The organism is Marinobacterium alkalitolerans, assembly GCF_017776525.1.
Lineage (GTDB): Bacteria > Pseudomonadota > Gammaproteobacteria > Pseudomonadales > Balneatricaceae > Marinobacterium > Marinobacterium alkalitolerans.
Genome location: NZ_JACVEW010000007.1, coordinates 134,614 through 154,321 on the forward strand (window position 1 = coordinate 134,614; position 19,708 = coordinate 154,321).

The 19,708-nt window shown below is 57.2% G+C and carries 17 protein-coding genes; 4 read left to right on the forward strand and 13 right to left on the reverse strand.

The features are described 5' to 3' along the window. Positions 1-37: 37 nt before the first annotated feature. Positions 38-322, reverse strand: coding sequence for a hypothetical protein (locus tag H9C73_RS06370; RefSeq protein WP_209286972.1), 285 nt, complete (start codon positions 320-322; stop codon positions 38-40). 613 nt (positions 323-935) lie between these two features. Here H9C73_RS06370 and H9C73_RS06375 point away from each other — a divergent pair. After that, positions 936-1,544, forward strand: coding sequence for a glutathione S-transferase family protein (locus tag H9C73_RS06375; protein ID WP_209286973.1), 609 nt, complete (start codon positions 936-938; stop codon positions 1,542-1,544). Between the two features lie 62 nt (positions 1,545-1,606). Here the strand turns inward: H9C73_RS06375 and phnN are convergent, their stop codons facing one another. Then, positions 1,607-2,191, reverse strand: coding sequence for a phosphonate metabolism protein/1,5-bisphosphokinase (PRPP-forming) PhnN (phnN, locus tag H9C73_RS06380; protein ID WP_209286974.1), 585 nt, complete (start codon positions 2,189-2,191; stop codon positions 1,607-1,609). Between the two features lie 149 nt (positions 2,192-2,340). Between phnN and H9C73_RS06385 the strand changes: the two genes are divergently transcribed. Next, entirely contained in the window at positions 2,341-2,673 is a 333-nt protein-coding gene (locus H9C73_RS06385; protein ID WP_209286975.1) for a DMT family transporter, read from the forward strand. Between the two features lie 21 nt (positions 2,674-2,694). Here H9C73_RS06385 and H9C73_RS06390 read toward each other — a convergent pair whose 3' ends face one another. The 9 genes from H9C73_RS06390 to H9C73_RS06430 form a co-directional block, all read right to left on the reverse strand. After that, positions 2,695-3,579: an EamA family transporter gene (locus H9C73_RS06390; RefSeq protein WP_209286976.1), complete on the reverse strand. Its 885-nt coding sequence runs from the start codon at positions 3,577-3,579 to the stop codon at positions 2,695-2,697. Next, positions 3,576-4,415 carry a phosphonoacetaldehyde hydrolase gene (gene phnX, locus H9C73_RS06395; RefSeq protein ID WP_209286977.1) on the reverse strand — a complete coding sequence of 280 codons (840 nt, stop codon included), beginning with the start codon at positions 4,413-4,415 and terminating at the stop codon, positions 3,576-3,578. The genes H9C73_RS06390 and phnX overlap by 4 nt, the downstream gene beginning before the upstream one ends. Before the next feature lie 34 nt (positions 4,416-4,449). After that, positions 4,450-5,595, reverse strand: coding sequence for a 2-aminoethylphosphonate--pyruvate transaminase (locus tag H9C73_RS06400; protein WP_209286978.1), 1,146 nt, complete (start codon positions 5,593-5,595; stop codon positions 4,450-4,452). 78 nt (positions 5,596-5,673) lie between these two features. Further along, positions 5,674-7,368, reverse strand: a complete 1,695-nt coding sequence (locus H9C73_RS06405; RefSeq protein ID WP_209286979.1) for a putative 2-aminoethylphosphonate ABC transporter permease subunit — start codon at positions 7,366-7,368, stop codon at positions 5,674-5,676. Then, positions 7,368-8,537 (reverse strand): putative 2-aminoethylphosphonate ABC transporter ATP-binding protein, encoded by a 1,170-nt coding sequence (locus H9C73_RS06410; protein ID WP_209286980.1) that lies wholly within the window; start codon positions 8,535-8,537, stop codon positions 7,368-7,370. The genes H9C73_RS06405 and H9C73_RS06410 overlap by 1 nt, the downstream gene beginning before the upstream one ends. A 71-nt stretch (positions 8,538-8,608) precedes the next feature. After that, positions 8,609-9,631: a putative 2-aminoethylphosphonate ABC transporter substrate-binding protein gene (locus H9C73_RS06415; protein ID WP_209286981.1), complete on the reverse strand. Its 1,023-nt coding sequence runs from the start codon at positions 9,629-9,631 to the stop codon at positions 8,609-8,611. A gap of 115 nt (positions 9,632-9,746) precedes the next feature. After that, positions 9,747-10,979, reverse strand: a complete 1,233-nt coding sequence (locus H9C73_RS06420) for an NAD(P)/FAD-dependent oxidoreductase (protein WP_209286982.1) — start codon at positions 10,977-10,979, stop codon at positions 9,747-9,749. 87 nt (positions 10,980-11,066) lie between these two features. Continuing rightward, positions 11,067-11,789, reverse strand: a complete 723-nt coding sequence (locus tag H9C73_RS06425) for a UTRA domain-containing protein (protein WP_209286983.1) — start codon at positions 11,787-11,789, stop codon at positions 11,067-11,069. A gap of 65 nt (positions 11,790-11,854) precedes the next feature. Continuing rightward, the gene (locus H9C73_RS06430; RefSeq protein WP_209286984.1) at positions 11,855-12,241 is read right to left on the reverse strand and encodes a hypothetical protein; all 387 of its coding nucleotides are present in this window, start codon (positions 12,239-12,241) and stop codon (positions 11,855-11,857) included. Positions 12,242-12,416: 175 nt separating this feature from the next. On the opposite strand from H9C73_RS06430, the gene H9C73_RS06435 reads away from it, so the two are divergent. Further along, positions 12,417-14,672, forward strand: a complete 2,256-nt coding sequence (locus H9C73_RS06435) for an arginine/lysine/ornithine decarboxylase (protein WP_209286985.1) — start codon at positions 12,417-12,419, stop codon at positions 14,670-14,672. Positions 14,673-14,735: 63 nt separating this feature from the next. Here the strand turns inward: H9C73_RS06435 and H9C73_RS06440 are convergent, their stop codons facing one another. Then, a complete protein-coding gene (locus H9C73_RS06440; RefSeq protein ID WP_209286986.1) occupies positions 14,736-16,721 on the reverse strand; it encodes a methyl-accepting chemotaxis protein in 1,986 nt (661 codons plus the stop codon). 229 nt (positions 16,722-16,950) lie between these two features. Here H9C73_RS06440 and H9C73_RS06445 point away from each other — a divergent pair, with 229 nt between their 5' ends. After that, on the forward strand, positions 16,951-18,924 hold the full coding sequence (locus H9C73_RS06445; protein WP_209286987.1) for a methyl-accepting chemotaxis protein: 1,974 nt from the start codon (positions 16,951-16,953) through the stop codon (positions 18,922-18,924). A gap of 40 nt (positions 18,925-18,964) precedes the next feature. Here H9C73_RS06445 and H9C73_RS06450 read toward each other — a convergent pair whose 3' ends face one another. Then, positions 18,965-19,546, reverse strand: a complete 582-nt coding sequence (locus H9C73_RS06450; protein WP_209286988.1) for a PhnA domain-containing protein — start codon at positions 19,544-19,546, stop codon at positions 18,965-18,967. Between the last annotated feature and the right edge of the window lie 162 nt (positions 19,547-19,708).

Below are 19,708 nucleotides of genomic sequence, written 5' to 3' on the forward strand. Positions count from 1 at the left end.
ACAAATAGTGTCACAGCCGCCCGGAAGAGGAAAGGGATCAGGCGCGGGCGCGGGTCACGGGCCTGCGATTAAGCACACCCTGTTTGAGCCGCTTGATTCGGGAGATTCGCATCATGACCAGCAGCTCAACTACACCCGCCGCGACCAGGAGGTCCAGCATACGGGACTGATCCGCCAGCCAGGGATGGATTTCGCCACCACGGCCTGTGGCCAGCGAGTAGATTGCCAGAGCAATCACTGCGGTTGCAGCCATGGACACCAGATTATATTTGAAAAGGCGACGCTTGAGCTCAGCTACGGAATCACGTCTGCGCGTTTTCATGTCACACCTCACAACTGTTCAATTTTTGAACAAATAACGCAAAAGGATTCTAGTGAGGCGGTCAGTTTTTAACCAGTGTTCCAAAAAGCTACACTTCTAATGGTGCTGTCAAAACACCTGTTCAGAGTGAAGCTATTCAGTGACATCGCAGGCACAAAACACGACCTTAAATTCTTAAAAAGAATAAAAACGCTTCATTTATTCCAATAAGAGTTAGTGTATGCCGACGGACACCGGCAAAGTGTCGCTAAACAGGACAAAGGCTGTTGAAATTTTTTCCCATAAGACTGCCCGGCTGAGTTAGCAGCCCCTTTCTGGCATTTTTTACCTCAGGTGCGGAACTCTTTTCAAACCTGATAGTCACTAGTTTACAGGCTATTTATCCGGGCCTGTTGCAGTAGGTCAGCAGTAGTAATTGACTTTTTTCATCTAGTTCATGGCTCAGTCGGCCGTGTGCGGCTCTCCCCTTCACGCACTCGGCTGCTCCTTTTCCAGCCGGCTCGCCCAGAGCCGGCTTTTTTATGCCTTGGATGCATACTTCACTTCCAGGCCTGCAACCGGATATGCTGCTATGCGCTTCAACACCCAACAACAACACATATTGAGGCCCAACATGAAACTACTGGAAAATTCTGCCACGCCCAGTGCCATGCGTGTTGCCATCTTTCTGAAAGAGCTCGGCATTGAGGTTGAACGTGAGCAGGTCGATACCCGGGCGGCTGAAAACCGCACCGAGGCCTTTCTTGAAAAAGCCCCGAACGGTCTGATTCCGGTGCTGGAGCTGGATGATGGCACGCATATTTGTGAAAGCGTTGCGATCTGCCGTTATTTCGATGCGTCCAATGAGAACGACAAGGCACTGTTTGGCCGCACGCCGCTGGAGCAGGCCAGGGTCGAGATGTGGCATCGCATCGTGGAACTTCAGGGTGTTGTGCCCGCGTTTCAGGCGTTTCGTAATCTGACCGGTTTTTTCAGCGACCGGGAAAACTGCGTCAAGGCCTGGGGGGAAGAGTCTCGTGAGCGCCTGGCCAACTTTTTACCTGTCGTCGATAAGCACTTGGGTAAACATGAGTGGATGGCGGGGGATCATTTCACCATCGTCGATATTACCCTCTGGGTATTGTGCGGCTTCCTCGGACGCCTGGACCTGGCCGTAGACGAAAGCCTGCCGAACCTGCAACGCTGGCATCAGCAGATGTCGCAGCGTCCGTCCGTGCAGTAGCCCTCAGGCTGAAGCACACCCCGTGCTGCTCACCGCGCACGGGGCTGAACGCTACCCGCCGATCAGCTTGTCGGCACCAGCCCCTCCGGCTCACGGCCATAGCGAACGACCACCTGCAGCAAGGCTTCGATGCCCTCTTCCAGCTTGCCATCATTACTCACATGCAGCGTGCCCTCCGGCATCCGTGCAACCATCTGCGCGTGACGCGCCAGCCGGCACTCGATCTCGTCAAGTGTTTCCCGGCCTCGCCTGATCAGGCGCTGGCGCAACTTGTCGGGATGGACATCGACCAGCACGGGCACCAGCTCGGGATACATCGCCATCGCCTTTGGCAGATACTGGCGCGAACCGTTTATCAGCACATTGGCCCCTGAGTCCAGCCAGGCATCAATCTCGTTGCCGATGCCGTAATGGTAACCGTGGGAAAACCAGCTCATGGCAAACAGTCCCAGCTCTTCACGCAGGTGGAACTCCACCTCACTCAAATGAATGTGGTTTTCACCGCCCACATCGGCCGCTCGGGTGATATAGCGGTGGGCAATGCAACAACGCAGTTGCGCCGGCAAGCGCCGACGACAGCCTTCCAGCAGGGAGTCCTTGCCTGACCCCGATGCCCCCATCAAATAAAACAGTGTACCTCTCGCCATCAGAACACCTGCTTCCCCAAGCATCCCAGTTATCAGGTTCAGATTAGTCAGCATTTGAGATGCATGCATGGCGGCAGAGGCCTCAAAAGGCTGAAAAAGCATTCCTGGGGCTGCTAAAATGGCGCGTTTTTGAAGAGCGTATACTGCTGATGAAGTACTGGCTGTTTTTGGCAATCGCGATCATCTCTGAAGTCGTCGCGACCTCGGCATTGAAATCCAGCGAAGGCTTCACCCGTCTTGCGCCCTCGGCACTGGTTGTAGTGGGTTACCTGCTCGCGTTCTACTTCCTGTCCCTGACATTGAAGGTGATTCCGGTGGGCATTGCCTATGCGATCTGGGCCGGTACCGGCATCGTGTTGATCGCACTGGTGGGCTGGTGGATCTACGGGCAGAAGCTGGACCTGCCGGCAATTCTTGGCATGGCCATGATTCTGGGAGGTGTTGCAGTCATCAACCTGTTTTCGTCCTCGGGCGGACATTGACCCTCGGACTCAAGACTCGCTTCACAGTGACACCAGTAAAAGCCCGACCAACATGACCGCCAGCCCCTGCAGCCTTGGCAGGCTGACATGCTCCTGCAGCCAGAGCACACCGATGACAACGCCCAGCGGAATACTGACTTGCCGCAGGGCCACCACATAACTCACCTCGCTCACCATAGTCATGCTGACAAGAATCAGCAGATAGGTGCCGATGATGAAACTGCCCGCCAGCAGGGTCCAGCCCAGATCGGGCAAGGCACGGAGAGATTCACCAAAGCCCCAACGGATCAGGGGCAACATCCAGACCAGACAGGCAGCGGCCTGAAGAACCACAAAGCTGCTGCCGGCTGCAAACGCACTCATGCCCTGCTGTTTCATGATGAGCAAGGCTAAGCTGTCCAGCACCGAGTACCCGGCCGTTGCACAGGCGGCCAGCAATACCCAGCGGATGGCCGGCGTACAATAGTCCCGCCAGTGCCAGTCGCGCCAATGCGCCAGCGGCAGTGCAAGTGAGCCAAGTATAATCAGCCCCATGCCCAGCAGGTCTTCAGTGCCTAGCTGGCTTTGTCCATATACGCCCAATACCACCAAAGGCACGATCAGCACCGGCAAGGCTCGGGCCAGGGGGTAGACGATATTCAGATTACCGTGGGTATAGGCCTTGGCCAGCCCCGTCAGATAGAGGGTTTGGCACAGCCCTGAGGCAAGCAAAAGTCCCCAGAATGTCACCGGCAAGGCGGATACTCGGCTCCACTCCCATACCAGCAGGGGACTGAACAACAACATGCCCAACCCCATCGCCCAGGCATAAAAACGCACCGTCTGAGCAGTGCGTTTGCCGATCAGGTTCCAGCACGCGTGCAGCAGAGCTGAAACCAGAATCAAGCCGATGGCCGCCGGTGTCACGGCTTCTCTCCCACCGCCAGTCGTGCCGCGATCTCTTCCAGGCAGGGGACAACATCGGCAATGCTGTCGATGACATAGTGCGCACCGGCACCGCTCATACGCTGATAGGCCTTGGCACGATGCTGTTGTTGAGCCTCTTCGTTCAAGGCCCCCCAGTCTTCCAGGCTCATGCCGACCTCATTACCGCTGATGGCAACACCAATCGTCCACATGCCCGCATTCAGGCCTTCTTCGATACCGGTCAGGGTGTCATCGATCTTGACGCAGGCACACAAGTGCTGCACTCCCAGGTCCATGGCATTTTTCATGCTCATGTAAGGGTAAGGACGCCCTTTCGGCACCTCGGTTGCACACACATTGCTGTCCGGGCTGTAGCCCTGTTCAGCGGCACGGGCCAGCAGCCCTTCGATCATGCTGGCGGCATAACCGGTATTGGCACCGATACGGATGTCATTGACCCTCATCCAGTCCAGTGCGTCCAGCAGGCCAGGAATCAGATCCGCCGTCTGTGCGATGGCATCGATCTGCAACGGCACGAAGTCATCGTACATGCGATCAATATCGGCCTTGCTCGGCAGCGCACCCTTATGCACTTTCCAGGCTTCCTGGATGCGCGGGTGTGCGCACAGCTGACGGATATGCTCCCGCTTTTCCGTCCCCATTGGACCACGGGCTTCCTCTTCGCTGATCGGCACTCCTTCATCGGCAAACAGGCGCTGGAAAGCGCGGATAGGTGCCATGGAGCCAAAATCGACGGTCGTGCCCGCCCAATCCATGATGACGGCTTCAATCGGGCCAACGTAACGGCGTTCAAACTGGTATTTCTGTGCACTCATGGTGAAACCTCAATCGTCAAATCAATCAGTTCATTCAAGCGGTTGCGGCCGCATGGATCTGGTGGGCCGGGGTGCCGTCAGGGATCTCCATTTCACTCAAGACCTCTGCGACCGCTGCCAGCACGGCGTCAACCTGTGCGTCGAACAACTGGCCGATACAGCCCAGGCGGAAGCTTTCGGCTTCCGTCAGCTTGCCCGGGTAGATAATGAACCCCCTGGCCTTCATGCGGTCGTAGAACGCCTGAAACGCGAAATTGTCGTGGCCGGGTGAAAAGAAGGTAATGATGATGGGTGACAGCCATTCATCACTCAGCAGGGTTTCAAACCCGAGCTGACGCATGCCGGAGACCAGGCGCTGCTGATTGCGCTGATATCGCGCATGACGACCGGCCACGCCGCCCTCTTCTGCATGCTCTTTCAGCGCTTGCAGAAAGGCGGCCACCACATGAGTGGGTGGGGTATAACGCCATTGGCCGGTTTTCATCAGGTACTGCCACTGATCCAGCAGATCCATGCTGAGTGAATGCGCATTCCCTATTGAGGCTTCCAGTGCAGCCTGGCGAATCAGACTGAAGCCGAACCCGGGTACACCCTCAAAACACTTGTTGGCGGATGAGATCAACGCGTCGAATTGCACCCGACGAGCACTGATCTCAACCGCCCCAAAGGCGCTCATGGAATCGATAATCAGGCGACGCTCCTGACGCGCCACGACCTCGGCAATCTCTTCCACCGGGTTCAGGATGCCGGAGCTGGTCTCGCAGTGAACCACTGCCACATGCGTAATGGCAGGATCAGCCATCAGCATCGCCTCCACCTCCTCACCGCGTGGGGGTGCGAAGTCTCCCTTGTCCAAGGCGACATATTCACGGCCCAGATACTCCATGATCTTGCCCATGCGCTGGCCATAGGCACCGTTCATCAGGATCAGCAACTTGCCGTCGCGCGGCACCAGCGTGGCCAGGGTCGCTTCCACGGCAAAGGTGCCGGACCCTTGCATGGGCACACAGACATGACTGCCATCACCTTCGATCAGCGCAACCAGTTGACGGCAGAGTTCAGCGGTCATGGCACGGAAGTCTCCATCCCAGGAGCCCCAGTCCTGCAGCATTGCCTGCTTGACGCTGAGAGTGGTGGTAATGGGGCCGGGGGTCAGCAAATAGGGCTGTTGTGTAGTCATTTCGTTCTCTCTCTGGTCTATACCAGTATTTTTGAGCAAAGTTTTCCAACTGGAGATCCTTCGGGGAACTCCCCATGTTCAGAGCTTGCGCCAGCGCTGTGTGTGCAGGAGTATCTTGTGGCTAACCAGCCAGTGCAGCAGTTTGGCCACCATCGACGTCACCATCAGCAGTACGGCCATGGCGGCTGCCGGTGCGATATCACCCGCCTCGTCCATGTGCATGACAGCCACCGATGCCAGGGTCGTGTCAGCCGAGTAAAGGAAGACGACGGCCGAGACGGTGGTCATGGCATTCACGAACAGGTACACCGAAATATCCAGTACCGCCGGCAATGCCAATGGCAGGGTGACCCGGCGCAACGTGGTGTAAAACGGCACTTTCAGCGACGCTGACACCGCTTCAAACTCGCCATCAATCTGCTTGAGGCTGGTCACGGCGGTCAGGTGGCACACGGTGTAAAAGTGCACCAGCGTATTCAGCACCAGAATAGCCATGGTGCCGTACATCAGGTTCAGCGGATTCTGGGGATGGTTGAAGAAAAAGATATAGGCCAGGCCCAACACAATGCCCGGTACCGCCATCGGCAACATGGCCAACAACTGCAGCACTCGACGCACCATCGGCATGGGCTTGATCTTTTCATTCATGTACGCGATCAGAAACACCACGGCGGTGCCGATCAGGGCTGTCCAGGCCGACATCTGCAGCGAGTTGAAGTAGGACGCCCAGCCACCGCCGTCCATCATGTCAAAGCGGTAGTTATTCAATGACAACGCCATGTTGTAGGGCCAGAAGGTGATGAATGAGGCGTAGATCGCCATGCCAATCACCAGCAGCAGAAAGCCGCACACCAGCGTGCAAAACCCGGTCAACAAGGCATCCCTGAGAGGTGCTTTCTGTGGTTGCAGCGGTACGGCCCGAGCGGAAAGCTGGGCGGACTGGTGCCGCTGAACACGGCGCTCGACGATGAATGACACCAGTGCCGGCAACAGCAGGACAACACTGACGACCGCTCCCATCTGAAAGTTCTGCTGCCCAACAACCTGCTTGTAGATATCCGTGGCCAGTACGTTGTATTGACCGCCAATGACCTTGGCAACACCGAAGTCGGTAATGGTGAGCGTGAAAATCACGAAGATGGTATTGATCAGGCCATAACGAACGGACGGCAAGGTAACTGTCAGGAAGACGCGCCAGGGCGGCGTTTTCATCGACTTGGCTGCCTCGTACAGGCGTGCGTCACTGTTGCTGAACGCCGTAATCAGGATCATCAAGGCATGAGGGAACGCCCAGAAGCTGAGCCCCATCACGATACCGGCCGAGCCATAGATGCTTTCAAACGGCAGCCAGTCCTTGAGAATACCCTGATTGCCAAACAGGTAGATCATGCTCAACGCCGGCAACAGGGAGGGCGCAAACAGCGGCAGCATGCTCAGCAGACGGAAGCCTTTCTTGCCTGCCATGCCACTGCGTGTGAGGGCATAGGCAAACACGAAGGCGATTGAAATAACGATCGTCGTGGTCCAGAAAGCGACCGTGAGCGAGTTCAGAATCGAATCGGTGAGCGCCGGATTACCGAAGTAGTCGATAAAATTACTCAGCCCGATAAACACGCCGTCGCGGTTCTGAACACTTTTGACCAGCATCGTCAGCAGCGGTGCGAGCAAGGTCAGCACCAGAAACAGTACGCCTGCTGCCAGCACCAGTCGCTGCAACCAGGCTTCAGTATCAAGACCGCGTTTACAGGCAATAGACAGGGTTGCAGGCATCATCAGACTCCTGCCACTTGCATGGCAGCCACCTCGGACCCGCCTTTCGTCAATGACGCGGCAGGCCGCTCGCGCATGCACTCACGCGTATCAGCAGGATAGAACTTCAACGCACTTTGATGGACCGCAAGCCACAGCGGCTGGCCCGGGCTGTGCACAAGTGTTGCATGCTGTTCAACCGGCACGTCCACCTGCAACAGAGGCACCTCATCATCCAGGTGCATGGTCAAACGGACAAAAGCCCCCATGAACTGAGCCTGCTCCAGTTTCGCCGGCATCATAAGGTGCTGCTCACGGTCAATCCCCCAGGGAGTTTCATGCAAGGTCACGCTTTCCGGCCGAAAACCCAGTGTCCCATCAGCACAATCCGGCATCGGGATGGGGGTCTGTACCTCTTTGCGTCCCAACATCAATGCATGCCGGTCCAGAACCCGAGCCGGAAGCAGGTTCATGCTGCCGACAAAACGTGCGACAAACTCGGTAGCCGGCTGCTGGTAGATCTCCTCCGGTGTTCCTACCTGTGCAATACGGCCATGATCCATGACGACAATGCGGTCAGCCATGGTCAGGGCTTCATCTTGATCATGGGTCACCATGATGGTGGTAATACCCAGCTTGCGTTGCAGCGAACAGATCTCGTTGCGCAGATGCAGTCGAACCCGTGCATCCAGCGCTGACAGCGGCTCATCCAACAACAGCAACCCCGGCTCAGTGGCAAGCGCCCGCGCCAGAGCCACGCGCTGCTGCTGACCGCCTGAGAGCTGTCCCGGAAACTTGTGACCGATATCCGGCAGGTGGATCTGCTCCAGCAGTGCCTGCACACGCGCTTCCCGCTCGCGGCGTGGCATCTTTACGTTTGCCAGGCCGTAGGCGATGTTTTCATTTACGTTCAGGTTGGGAAACAGCGCATAGGATTGAAATACGATGCCGAAATCACGCTGTTGCGGAGGCAGAACTGAAATATCACGACCGGCCTGTACAATACCGCCCTCTTCCTGCTGCTCGAGGCCCGCAATCGCACGCAGCAGGGTGGTCTTGCCGCAGCCGGATGGACCCAGAAAGCAGATAAACTCCCCTTCCTGTACTTCCAGCGTGATGTCATCCAGTGCAGTAAAGCTGCCAAAGGACTTACGCAGATGTTCGATCCGCAGGTAAGTGGTTGAGGTTGTCATGTTCAGTCTCCATATGAATAGGAGAAGAGCTGCCGCCTGTGCAGCCCTTCTGGTGTTGCGCGCGTTCCGTATCAGTTTTTCGGTTCGCTTTTGCCGTCGTAGCGCTGCTGCCACTCTTTCAGAATGCGCTCACGGTTTTCCGCCGCCCATTCGAAATCGTTGTCGATCATGCGCTCGGCGATATCTACCGGGTAATTCTTCACTGGCTTGGCCACACCCGGCATGGCGACAACCGCAAAGTTCTCGTTATAAAGGCTGTTGGCATCACGGGTGACAGCCCAGTCCATCAGTTTCTGAGCCGCTTCCGCCTTGTTGGTGCCCTTGACGATGGCAGCCGCTTCCATGTCCCAACCAAGCCCCTCAGACGGAAACGCCAGGTCGATCGGCGCACCCTTGTTGATCAGCTTGGCAGCACGGTAGGCAAAGGAGATTCCGATCGGCGTTTCCCCCGCTGCCGCCATTTTGCAGGGCTTGGAGCCGGAGTGGGTGTAGCGGTCGATGTTCTGATGCAGGTTGTCCATGAACTGCCAGCCTTCCGCCTCGCCAAAGGTCTGCAGCCAGCTGGATACATCCAGGAAGCCGGTACCCGAGGAGTTGGGGTTCGGCATCACCAGGTGCCCCTGATAGACAGGCTTGGTCAGATCCTTCCAGCTGGTCGGCATGGGCAGCTCATGCTTTTCAGCTTCAATGCGGTTGTAGCAGATGGACGCAACCCAAGCGTCCATGCCCACCCATGATGGCGTTTCATCCTTGTCCACGAACTGCGTGCTCAGCTTTTCAACGCCGGTAGGCTTGTAGGGCTGGAGCATGTCCTGGCCTTTCAGCACCAGCAGACTGGTTGCCGCGACACCCAGAATGGCATCCGCCTGGGGGTTCTCCTTTTCGGCCAACAGACGTGCCGTGATAATGCCGGTTGAGTCACGCACCCAGCGAATCTTGATATCCGGGTTGGCACTCTCGAACGCCTTGGCATATGACTTGAGCTGATCGGCTTCCAGAGCGGTGTAAACCGTCAATTCGGTCGCGGCCATTGCAGTATTCGCAGTCAAGGCAACAGCAGCTGCCAGCAGCGTTTTTTTCAGGTTGAACATCATGTGGTGCCTCTTGTGTCCTTTAAGGGTTATAGAGTGGATACCGTTAACTGGTATATACCAGAAAATTTTCACAGTATTCCGTTGCAGTTCCATGAACAAAACGTTGCATGTTTTTTTAACCGGACTGCTTTTGACTGCGCGCCATAGCACAGCGAATGCGGAAATCTTCCGAGAAGGGGTCGACCGCACCAAAGCGATCAACAGCGAAAACGCTGGCATCACAAAACGCGGGCTGCTCCAGTGCCAGCTCAGCCATCAGACGCCCCATGCCTCCTGACAGCGCAATGCCTCCGCCGGAACAGCCAGTCCCTGCCAGCAGCCCAGGTACGGCCGTGGCGCCAATCAGAGGTTTACCGTCCGGGGTGTAACTGGACACACCGGTCAGGTAGTGCGCAATCCCCAGCGTTTCCAGTGCCGGGAAGAGCGCAGCAAGCGCATCCAGCCCTGACTCCAGACACTCCCAGCCTTCCGGATCTCGGTTGAACAGATAGCCGTGAATATCATCCGGCAGGTTTGCGGGATCTCCGTAGATGGCCTGCCGGTCGCGCAAGCCAAACAGCAAACCGCCCACCTCGGGACGAGCATAGGCGTTGGCATCGGGCAGGATCACCATCGGCGACTCCGGTGGGAACAGCTCTGCGCAGTCTTCGGTAATCCAGTAATGGCTGCGTACCGGCGCCATCGGCAGTGCAACGCCGACATCTGCCAACAGGGCCACCGACCAGGGACCGGCACAGCAGATCACCGTACCGGCATGCATCTTCCCTTCTGCCGTTTGAATGCCTGTTACCCGCCCATTTTCTGTCACCAGCTTCTGCACGCGGCAGTTCTGAACGACTTCCACGCCCAGCTGCCTGGCTGCCGAAACATACCCCTGTGCAAGCTGTACCGGGTCCATGTAACCGTCGTCGGCTACAAACAGGGCCTCAGCGTCGTTCGGTGAGCTGAGCCAGGGAATCAGGTTTCGAGCCTCCCCGGACGACAGCCAGCGCGAACTCAACCCCAGCGCCTGTGCATTGGCATCGGTATTGCGCAGGTATTCTCGGCCGGAGTCCTGTGTGGCCAGGTGCAGGCTCCCTGCCCGACGCATTGGCAGCGGCTCATCCAGCACCCGGTCGAGCTCATCAACAGCCTTGAAGGTTTCAGCCACCATGGCCGCCATGACGGGGTCAGGGCGTACCCGCGTCAGCAAAGCGGCGGCCTGGCTGGTCGTCGCCGAGTGCAAGAGTCCAGCCTCGATCAGCCGTATGCGTGAACCGGCAGGTGCGCGCTTTGCCAGTGACCATGCGGTAGCGGCGCCGAGGATGCCGCCACCAATAATAATGAAGTCGGTTGTGGAAGGGTGCATACTGCCTGCTCCAATCTGGTATATACCAGATTATGAGAGCGTAAAATGACACCGGGATGACAGATTCATGAAAAATAGAAAAAGAGGTTAGTGACGTCCGCCCACATGGACGGATATTTTCAGCGCATCATGCAACCAGTATTCGCGATCAAGTTCGAGAAACTCGCCTTCCTGATCATGGCTCAGACGTTGAATGTACAGGCCGGCTGTCCCCTGATTGACACCCAGCGAATCCGCCTCCAGCCCCTTCAGAGCCAGCGGGTAGATTTCGATATCCCGATGATCCGGAACGCGGTTGTATTTCTCTTTGAACATTTGCCAGATCGAGAGGTCAGTGCTCTCGCTCAACAGACCCGGGCAGTGCTGCGGATTGATATAGTTGTGCTCAACCAGCAGGCCACGTTCATTGACATAGCGACGGCGGAAGATGTGATAGACCGGTGTACCTTCCGGCAAGCCGGTGGCTTCACTCAGCCACTTGGGTGCTTCAGTCAGTTGCTTGAACAGCGTCTCCGTACGCGGCCGGAACCCCTGTTCGGTGACATAACGGGTGAATCCGATATCCCGGCTCGGGTCGTACCGAAGCCGTTCTGGCGTTACAAACCAGCCGCGGCGGTTGGAGCGAAAAATCAGCCCTTCGGCCTCCAGCTGGGACAAGGCCTGACGAATGGTAACGCGAGTGGTACTGAACCGTTCCGATAACTCCCGTTCTGAAGGCAGCTTCTGCTGACTGCTCAGCTTTTCATCTTCAATCCAGTCCCACAAACGGTCTCTGAGCTGAAGATAGACGGGATAGTCGGTTCGTGACATCAGTGCACACTCAATACGGGGCGTTCAGGCTTGGACGAAAAGGGTACCATCAAAGTCGGGAATTCTCAGCCATGAAAGCCGAGAGCCGAGGCTTCGATCGCGATCCAGACCTTGGCGCCCCTGCGCAGGTGTGACAACGACCTGTTCTGCACAATGGGCAGAACAAGCTCATCCAGTTCGTTCGACAGGTGCAGTACGGGGTAGCCCTCCGCCGTGAGGGACAGCAAGCGCGCCGGCAGTATCAGATAACGATCAGGTGAAGGCCCCCAGGGACCAAACAGAAGTGAGGCCTGATGGCTGGCAAACGTCAGCACGCCTCGCTTGGACGCCGGCAGCTCGAAGGGGCACTTGAGCATCCGGCCGGACAGCCAGGCTCGGCCAAGGTCATCCGTTTTGACCGGTAGTGAATACGTTGCCTGCTCGGCATGAGTCGCGCCCTGAGTGAGTTGCATCTTACCCTTTTGTGCCATCTGTTTTTGCATGACGGCAGAGTAGAAGCCGCCCGTGACATTGATATGACACAGGTTGGTCGACTGGCCGGTCTTTGCTTTACTCCCCCCCCGCCACTGCTACAATTGCGCAGTATTCAAATCCGTGGAAATCCGCCTTCAATTGCAGGATGTGTGAATGAAATTTCGCTTTCCGATCGTCGTCATTGACGAAGATTATCGCTCCGAAAACATCTCCGGCTCAGGTATTCGAGACCTGGCCGAAGCCATCAGCCGCGAAGGGATGGAAGTGGTCGGGTTCACCAGTTACGGTGATCTGACATCATTCGCACAGCAGGCAAGCCGGGCTTCCTGCTTTATCTTGTCCATTGATGATGAAGAGTTCGGCTCAGGCTCTGATGCCGACGTAAACAAGGCTCTGGAGTCCATTCGCAACTTCATCGGTGAAGTGCGCAAACGCAACTCAGACATTCCCGTGTTCCTCTATGGTGAAACCCGCACCTCGCGCCATATCTCCAATGATATCCTGCGCGAGCTGCACGGTTTCATTCACATGTTCGAGGACACGCCCGAGTTCGTGGCTCGCCATATTATCCGCGAAGCGACCAAGTACCTGGAGAGCATGGCGCCGCCCTTCTTCCGTGCGCTGATGGATTATGCCAGTGACAGCTCCTACTCCTGGCACTGCCCGGGCCACTCCGGCGGCGTGGCCTTTCTGAAAAGCCCCGTCGGCCAGATGTTTCACCAGTTCTTCGGCGAAAACATGCTGCGTGCCGACGTGTGTAACGCCGTGGATGAGCTGGGTCAGTTACTGGACCACACGGGCCCGGTGTCAGCCAGTGAGTCCAATGCAGCGCGTATCTTCAACGCTGACCACCTGTTCTTTGTGACCAACGGCACCTCCACCTCCAACAAGGTGGTGTGGCACTCCACCGTTGCGCCGGGTGATATCGTGGTGGTCGACCGCAACTGCCACAAGTCGATTCTGCACTCGATCATCATGACCGGGGCGATCCCTGTGTTCCTGATGCCGACCCGCAACCACTACGGCATTATCGGTCCGATTCCGAAGAGCGAATTCGACCCGGAAACCATTCGCAAGAAGATCGAGGCCAACCCCTTTGCCCGCGAAGCAAAGAATAAGAAGCCGCGCATTCTGACCATTACCCAGAGCACCTACGACGGCATCGTCTACAACGTCGAAACGATCAAGGAAATGCTCGGCAACACCATCGATACGCTGCATTTTGACGAAGCCTGGTTGCCGCACGCGGCCTTCCACGAGTTCTACCACAATATGCACGCCATCGGTGAAGGCCGTCCGCGCTCAGATGAAACGCTGGTCTTTGCCACCCAGTCCACGCACAAGCTGCTGGCAGGCCTGTCACAGGCGTCACAGATCCTGGTGCAGGATGGCAGCAGCCGTAAACTGGATACACACCGGTTCAACGAATCCTATCTGATGCACTCCTCTACCAGCCCGCAGTACGCCATCATCGCGTCCTGTGACGTGGCGGCGGCCATGATGGAACCGCCGGGCGGCAAGGCACTGGTCGAAGAGTCCCTGCTGGAAGCGATCGATTTCCGCCGCGCCATGCACAAGGTGGATCAGGAGTTCGGCGACGATGACTGGTGGTTCAAGGTCTGGGGGCCGGATGTTCAGGCCGAAGAAGGATTGGGCGACCGCGACAACTGGATCATCCACGATGATGACGACTGGCACGGTTTCGGCAAGATCGATTCCGGCTTCAACATGCTGGACCCGATCAAATCGACCATCATCACGCCGGGGCTCAATCTGGAAGGCGAATTCGATGAAGTGGGCATTCCGGCGGCCATCGTCAGCAAGTATCTGGCCGAGCACGGCATCATCATCGAGAAGACGGGGCTTTACTCCTTCTTCATCATGTTCACCATCGGCATCACCAAAGGCCGCTGGAATTCCATGGTGACCGAACTGCAGCAGTTCAAGGATGACTACGACCACAACCTGCCGATGTGGCGCGTGATGCCGGAATTCGCCAAGCGTTATCCGCAGTATGAGCGTGTGGGGCTGCGCGATCTGTGTACCGAGATCCACAACGTCTACAAGCAGTATGACGTGGCACGTATCACCACGGAGATGTACCTGTCCGACATCGAGCCGGCCATGACGCCGGCCGACGCCTGGGCCAAAATGGCACACCGTGACGTTGAGCGCGTCTCCATTGATGCGCTGGAAGGCCGCGTGACAGCCATGCTGGTGACCCCTTACCCGCCGGGTATCCCGCTGCTGGTACCGGGTGAGCGGTTCAACAAGCCGATCGTGCGTTACCTGCAGTTTGCACGCGACTTCAACTCGCGCTTCCCCGGCTTCGAGACCGACGTGCACGGTCTGGTACGTGAGGACGTCAACGGGAAGGACGCCTACTTCGTGGATGTGGTCAAGGACTGACCCTCAAAACAGAACCGGGAGGCACAGGCCTCCCGGTTTCCATTCACCCATTCCTTAAACGTCTCAGCTTTCCTGCACCCTGTCTTCAAGCTGTGTCAGCTTGTCGATGATCACCGTGGAGATCGCCGCCACTTCGTCATAGCAGCGCTCGGCAGCATCGAAGTCCTTGTTGCTGCGGTGCTGAATCGCTTCGCGCACTTTCGCATGCAACAGCTCATGCGGATCCTCGATAGCCTGGAACTCGGGCATATGCCCATAGTCCTTTTTGCCATCACTGTAATACCACTTGCCAAAGGCACAGTCGTGGTGAGACACCGCCTCACTTTCCTTCAGGCTGGACTTGCCATCCAGGAAACTCCTGAGGCGTATTTTCCAGGACAGGTGGGCTGATTTGGCTGCGCTCAGATCCACCCCTTTTACATTGGTCTCAAACCGCTTGAGCTCATCCTGAAGGGCGTCAACATGGTGGTTGATACTGTCAACCACATGCACGCTCTGACTGGAGTAGGTTGCAGTGCGACGCGCCTGATCAGCAATACCAGTGATATGTTCGTCCATATCGTGGGCAACCTGGCTTTGCTCTTCGGCCGCAGTGGCGATCTGGGTATTCATGTCATTGATAACGGAAACCGCATCCACAATGCGCAGAATCACGCTGCGGGCCTCTTCCGCATTGGCGACACTCTCCTCCGCCATGCGCTGACTGGTCTCGATTGACTCAACCGCCGAGGCAGACTGCTTCTGCAGCCGATCGACAATGTTGGCAATACTGCTGGTGGACTCCTGGGTGCGCTGTGCCAGGGTACGCACCTCATCCGCTACCACCGCAAAGCCGCGCCCCTGTTCACCGGCTCGAGCCGCTTCAATGGCCGCATTCAACGCCAACAGATTGGTCTGCTCGGCAACGCCGGTGATCACTTCCAGAATCTTGCTCACTTCCTGACTGCCCTGAGCCAGTTCATGAATCACCTGGCCGGACTGGCGAACCTGCTCGGACACACTGCCGATCTGGTCACTGACGGTACCAACCAACTGTTGTCCGCCACGCGCCGAATCGTTCGCTGATTCGGCAGAGCTCGCGGCATTGGCAGCACTCTGTGCGACTTCCTGTACCGTAGACGCCATTTCAGTGATCGCGGCTGCAACCTGTTCGATCTGCGCCTGTTGCTGACTGACACCGCGGTCAGTATCAGCCTGTGCCGTACTGATCTGACCAACACCGGTACTGATACGCCCCGAGGTCTGAGCTACCTTATGCAACAAGTCGCCAATCTGCAGAATAATACCGTTATAGGCCGCGTAGTTCTGACCCACTTCGTTGTTGGGGTTATCCACTTCGATTGGGACAGAAAAGTTGCCACTGGCCAGAATGCGCAGATGATCGCGCAGGTTCTTGATCTGGCGGAACATCACGGTGAGGCCGAAGACACGCCCCATCACAATCAACACCAGCACAATCACTGTCACAGCCAGCGCAATATTCTGCAGCATGGCCTGCTCTGCAATCGCCTTCTGCTCCATCATCCCCACCGCACGGTTCATCTCAGTCAGCACGGACAGGGACTGCTGTTGCAACCGCGCCAGGTCGGCTTCGGTTGCATCACGCTCGATCAGCTGCTCGACCGTTTTACGATAGGCACTCCAGAGATTGCCGACCTTGTTCAACTGAGCACGGATTGCGCTGTCTTTGGCGGCGACAACCCCCATCGGCTGACTGCCGTTCAGCAACGCCTGATGTGCCTTTTCAAACCCCTGGATGGTAGCGCGGGGAACATCTGCTCCCACAATACCCTGTTCCAGCAATAGGGTTTCCTTGGCCAGTTTCTGACTCAGCATGCGCTGCTTGCCGGCTACGTTGATGGTGGTGGCATCGTCACTGCCCGCCATCCAGATGGACACGCCGATCAGGGCGGTCAAAACAAAAATCAGGATGTATGAAAACATGAACTGCGCATCGAGCGTGCGCAGGCCAACCATCTCAAGGCTTTTTTCCAGCACTTTGCCGATACGGTAGCGGATAGATTTCTTATCCGGCGAGTACTTGAACATCAGTCACGTCCCAGTTCGTTTAGTGGGGTCTTTTCCTCCCTGCAGGATAAGCGGCGGCTGGGGTGAACGCCAGCAAAGATGCCTTTGTGGCGCCAAAAAGCGGCGTCTTATTGATCCACCCCATAGCAGGCCAGTCTCAAGAAGGCTCAGAAGTGTATTTACAGCCCGACAATAAGCAAATACCCTTAATCCATAAGAACCCCTCAATAACAATAAATGCAGGGTCGACATGAAAATTTATATTACTCAGCGAATCATGCTTGGATTCGCCTTACTCGTGCTCTTCATTGTGCTGGTGGGTGCAGCTGGCCTGTATGCAAGTCGTACGCTCGGAACAGGGCTGGAGCTGGTCACTGACGATGTCCTGCCTCTGACCGAAAGCAGCTACGAGCAGACACAGGCGCTCAAGATGGCGACCACCCATCTTTACGGCACCCTCGCCCAGCGTGACCAGGACTCCTTTGACCAATACCGCGCTGATTACCAGGACAGCTATGCCACGCTGACCGAACAGCTGGAGGCCTTGCACAGCTCTCTGGACGCCGAAAACCAGTCGCTGCTGGAAGGCATGCAGCAACAGGCGGTCACACTGGATCAGCTGGCGACCACACTGTTCGGCCTGCACGAAACCGAACGCAAGCTCAGCACTCAAGTGGCTCAGACCTCGGTTCAGTTCTTTACCCAGAACGATGCGCTGGCCAGCTGGGCCCGCAACTACCTGTCATCGTCCCAGAACAGCGATGGCATCCAGCGCATCCGTCCTGTCACCCGGGCGGCCAACAGCTACCGTTTCATGCTGTTCAACTTCGAGCGGCACCAGGACCTGTCACGGCTGAACGCGGACGCCGAAAGCAATCGCGGCAGCCTGCCCGAAGCGCATGAAAAGTTTGCCGAGGTATCCCCCCGCGCCAAGCAGATTCAGCCCTTGGTGGATCGGCTTGAATCCCTGCTGTACGGAGAACAGGGCATCGTCGCCCTGCACAACCGGGTGAACGAATCCCGCATGGAGCTGAAAAACACGCTGGATGAGCTGTCCAGGCTGGTGGATGAATTCACGCTGGCATCCCAGACACTGATCAGCCAGGCCAAATCCCAGGCCGACCGGGCGCGCCAACAGGGCCAAAAGGCACAAACGCTCAGCCAACTGATCATTCTTGGGGTGACCGGCTGCGCCATTTTGCTGGCCTCTATCATCGCCCTGCTGACAATTCAGGCCCTGCGCAAACCGCTGAGTGCCATTCGCAAGCAACTGGAAGCCTTCCGTGAAGGCGACCTGCGGGTCAGCTTTGATGGTACCCGCCGAGATGAATTCGGGGAGCTGGGACAGGCATTGAACGAAGTGGTTGAAGGCCTGCGCGAAATGGTTACCACCATCATGCGCGGCTCGGAACACCTCTCCGGCGTTGCCAGCCAGAGTTCGGCCATCAGTGAACAGACCACTCAGGCCATGTCCAATCAGAGCGACCAGCTACAGCTGACCGCCTCCGCGGCGACCGAAATCTCCAGCAGCGTGGCAGAGGTGGCCAGCCACAGCCAGACCACGCTCAGCGCCGTGAATGACTGTGAGAACCTGAGCGTCAGCCTGACCGACAATGTGCGCCGAACGCTGGAAAGCATCCAGACACAGGCCGATGGTATCCAGCAGGCCGTGACCGTAAGCGACCAGCTGGCCGGCTACAGCACCGAGATCGACAGTATTCTGTCGACCATCCGTGATATTGCCGAGCAGACCAACCTGCTGGCGCTGAACGCGGCCATTGAAGCAGCGCGTGCCGGTGAGCATGGCCGTGGCTTTGCGGTGGTCGCCGATGAGGTTCGCGAGCTGGCCAGCCGCACGCAGAACTCTACCGGCCAGATTCAGTCCATGGTGGAGAACATGCAGACCAGCATCGCGCGTGTGGTCGAAGTGATGAAGTCCAGCTACGAGCAGACCCAGAACTGTGTTGATCAGGCGCATGCGTCTGAACAGTCGCTGGAATCGCTCAATGCGGCCATTGCACACATCGGCAGCCTCAGTACACAGATTACCGAGGCGGCACGCCAGCAGACCGAAGCGGTGGAGGAAGTGAGCCAGACCCTGAACGGCCTCAACGACACCGCACAGGAAACCACCGAGGGGGCGCGTCAGGCCTCGTCCAGCAGCCGTGAACTGCTGGAGTATGCGCAAGAACAGCAGAACCTGCTCAAGCGCTTCTCGCTCTGATACGCACTCTGATACAGCAAGGGGCCTTTCGGCCCCTTTCTTATTTCTGCTTCTTCACGAACTTGGTCAGAATGACAATCTGCTGACCTTCAACGCGCCCTTCGATCTGCTCGGGATTATCCGGCACCAGCGAAATGTTGCGCACCGCCGTCCCGCGCTTGGCATTAATGCTGCTGCCCTTCACATTCAAGTCCTTGGTCAGGGTCACCGTATCACCGGCTTCGAGCACAGCACCGTTGCTGTCCAGGTGGCGCACCACCTCGTCTTCTGACAGATGATCACCCGTCGCCTGAGCCCAGGCCAGAGTCTCGTCATCCAGGTACATCATATCCAGCAAATCCTGCGGCCAGCCTTCCGCACGCAGGCGGTTGAGCATGCGCCAGGCCAGTACCTGCACAGCCGGGACCTGGCTCCACATGCTGTCATTCAGGCAGCGCCAGTGGTTGGGGTCAACCTGCTCCGGGTTATCAAGCTGGTCACGACAGGTGGCACAGATCAGCACCGACTGGTCCACGCTTTCATCAGACGCGGGCGGGACGGAATAGACCGCCAGCGCGTCAGTCGCGCCACAGAGTTCGCATTTGGATTCACTGCGGGTGTGCAATGCCTGTTCGATGGACATGTTCGTGCCTCCTGTTGATGAAGGCGCGCATTATGCCAGAACCCCTGCCCCTTGTGGGGCCTTAACGCAAAAAGGCTGCCCGAAGGCCACTGCTGTCCCATAGTTTTCGATCATAAAGGGATCCTCATTTGAGGGTCCCTTTTTTGTGGCTTTAGTGGAAGA

Bases quoted from the DNA above. Each gene is read 5' to 3' on its own strand.
- H9C73_RS06370 (WP_209286972.1), bottom strand. From the start codon at position 322: ATGAAAACGCGCAGACGTGATTCCGTAGCTGAGCTCAAGCGTCGCCTT.
- H9C73_RS06375 (WP_209286973.1), top strand. From the start codon at position 936: ATGAAACTACTGGAAAATTCTGCCACGCCCAGTGCCATGCGTGTTGCC.
- phnN (WP_209286974.1), bottom strand. From the start codon at position 2,191: ATGGCGAGAGGTACACTGTTTTATTTGATGGGGGCATCGGGGTCAGGC.
- H9C73_RS06385 (WP_209286975.1), top strand. From the start codon at position 2,341: ATGAAGTACTGGCTGTTTTTGGCAATCGCGATCATCTCTGAAGTCGTC.
- phnX (WP_209286977.1), bottom strand. From the start codon at position 4,415: ATGAGTGCACAGAAATACCAGTTTGAACGCCGTTACGTTGGCCCGATT.
- H9C73_RS06400 (WP_209286978.1), bottom strand. From the start codon at position 5,595: ATGACTACACAACAGCCCTATTTGCTGACCCCCGGCCCCATTACCACC.
- H9C73_RS06405 (WP_209286979.1), bottom strand. From the start codon at position 7,368: ATGATGCCTGCAACCCTGTCTATTGCCTGTAAACGCGGTCTTGATACT.
- H9C73_RS06410 (WP_209286980.1), bottom strand. From the start codon at position 8,537: ATGACAACCTCAACCACTTACCTGCGGATCGAACATCTGCGTAAGTCC.
- H9C73_RS06415 (WP_209286981.1), bottom strand. From the start codon at position 9,631: ATGATGTTCAACCTGAAAAAAACGCTGCTGGCAGCTGCTGTTGCCTTG.
- H9C73_RS06420 (WP_209286982.1), bottom strand. From the start codon at position 10,979: ATGCACCCTTCCACAACCGACTTCATTATTATTGGTGGCGGCATCCTC.
- H9C73_RS06425 (WP_209286983.1), bottom strand. From the start codon at position 11,789: ATGTCACGAACCGACTATCCCGTCTATCTTCAGCTCAGAGACCGTTTG.
- H9C73_RS06430 (WP_209286984.1), bottom strand. From the start codon at position 12,241: ATGCAACTCACTCAGGGCGCGACTCATGCCGAGCAGGCAACGTATTCA.
- H9C73_RS06435 (WP_209286985.1), top strand. From the start codon at position 12,417: ATGAAATTTCGCTTTCCGATCGTCGTCATTGACGAAGATTATCGCTCC.
- H9C73_RS06440 (WP_209286986.1), bottom strand. From the start codon at position 16,721: ATGTTCAAGTACTCGCCGGATAAGAAATCTATCCGCTACCGTATCGGC.
- H9C73_RS06445 (WP_209286987.1), top strand. From the start codon at position 16,951: ATGAAAATTTATATTACTCAGCGAATCATGCTTGGATTCGCCTTACTC.
- H9C73_RS06450 (WP_209286988.1), bottom strand. From the start codon at position 19,546: ATGTCCATCGAACAGGCATTGCACACCCGCAGTGAATCCAAATGCGAA.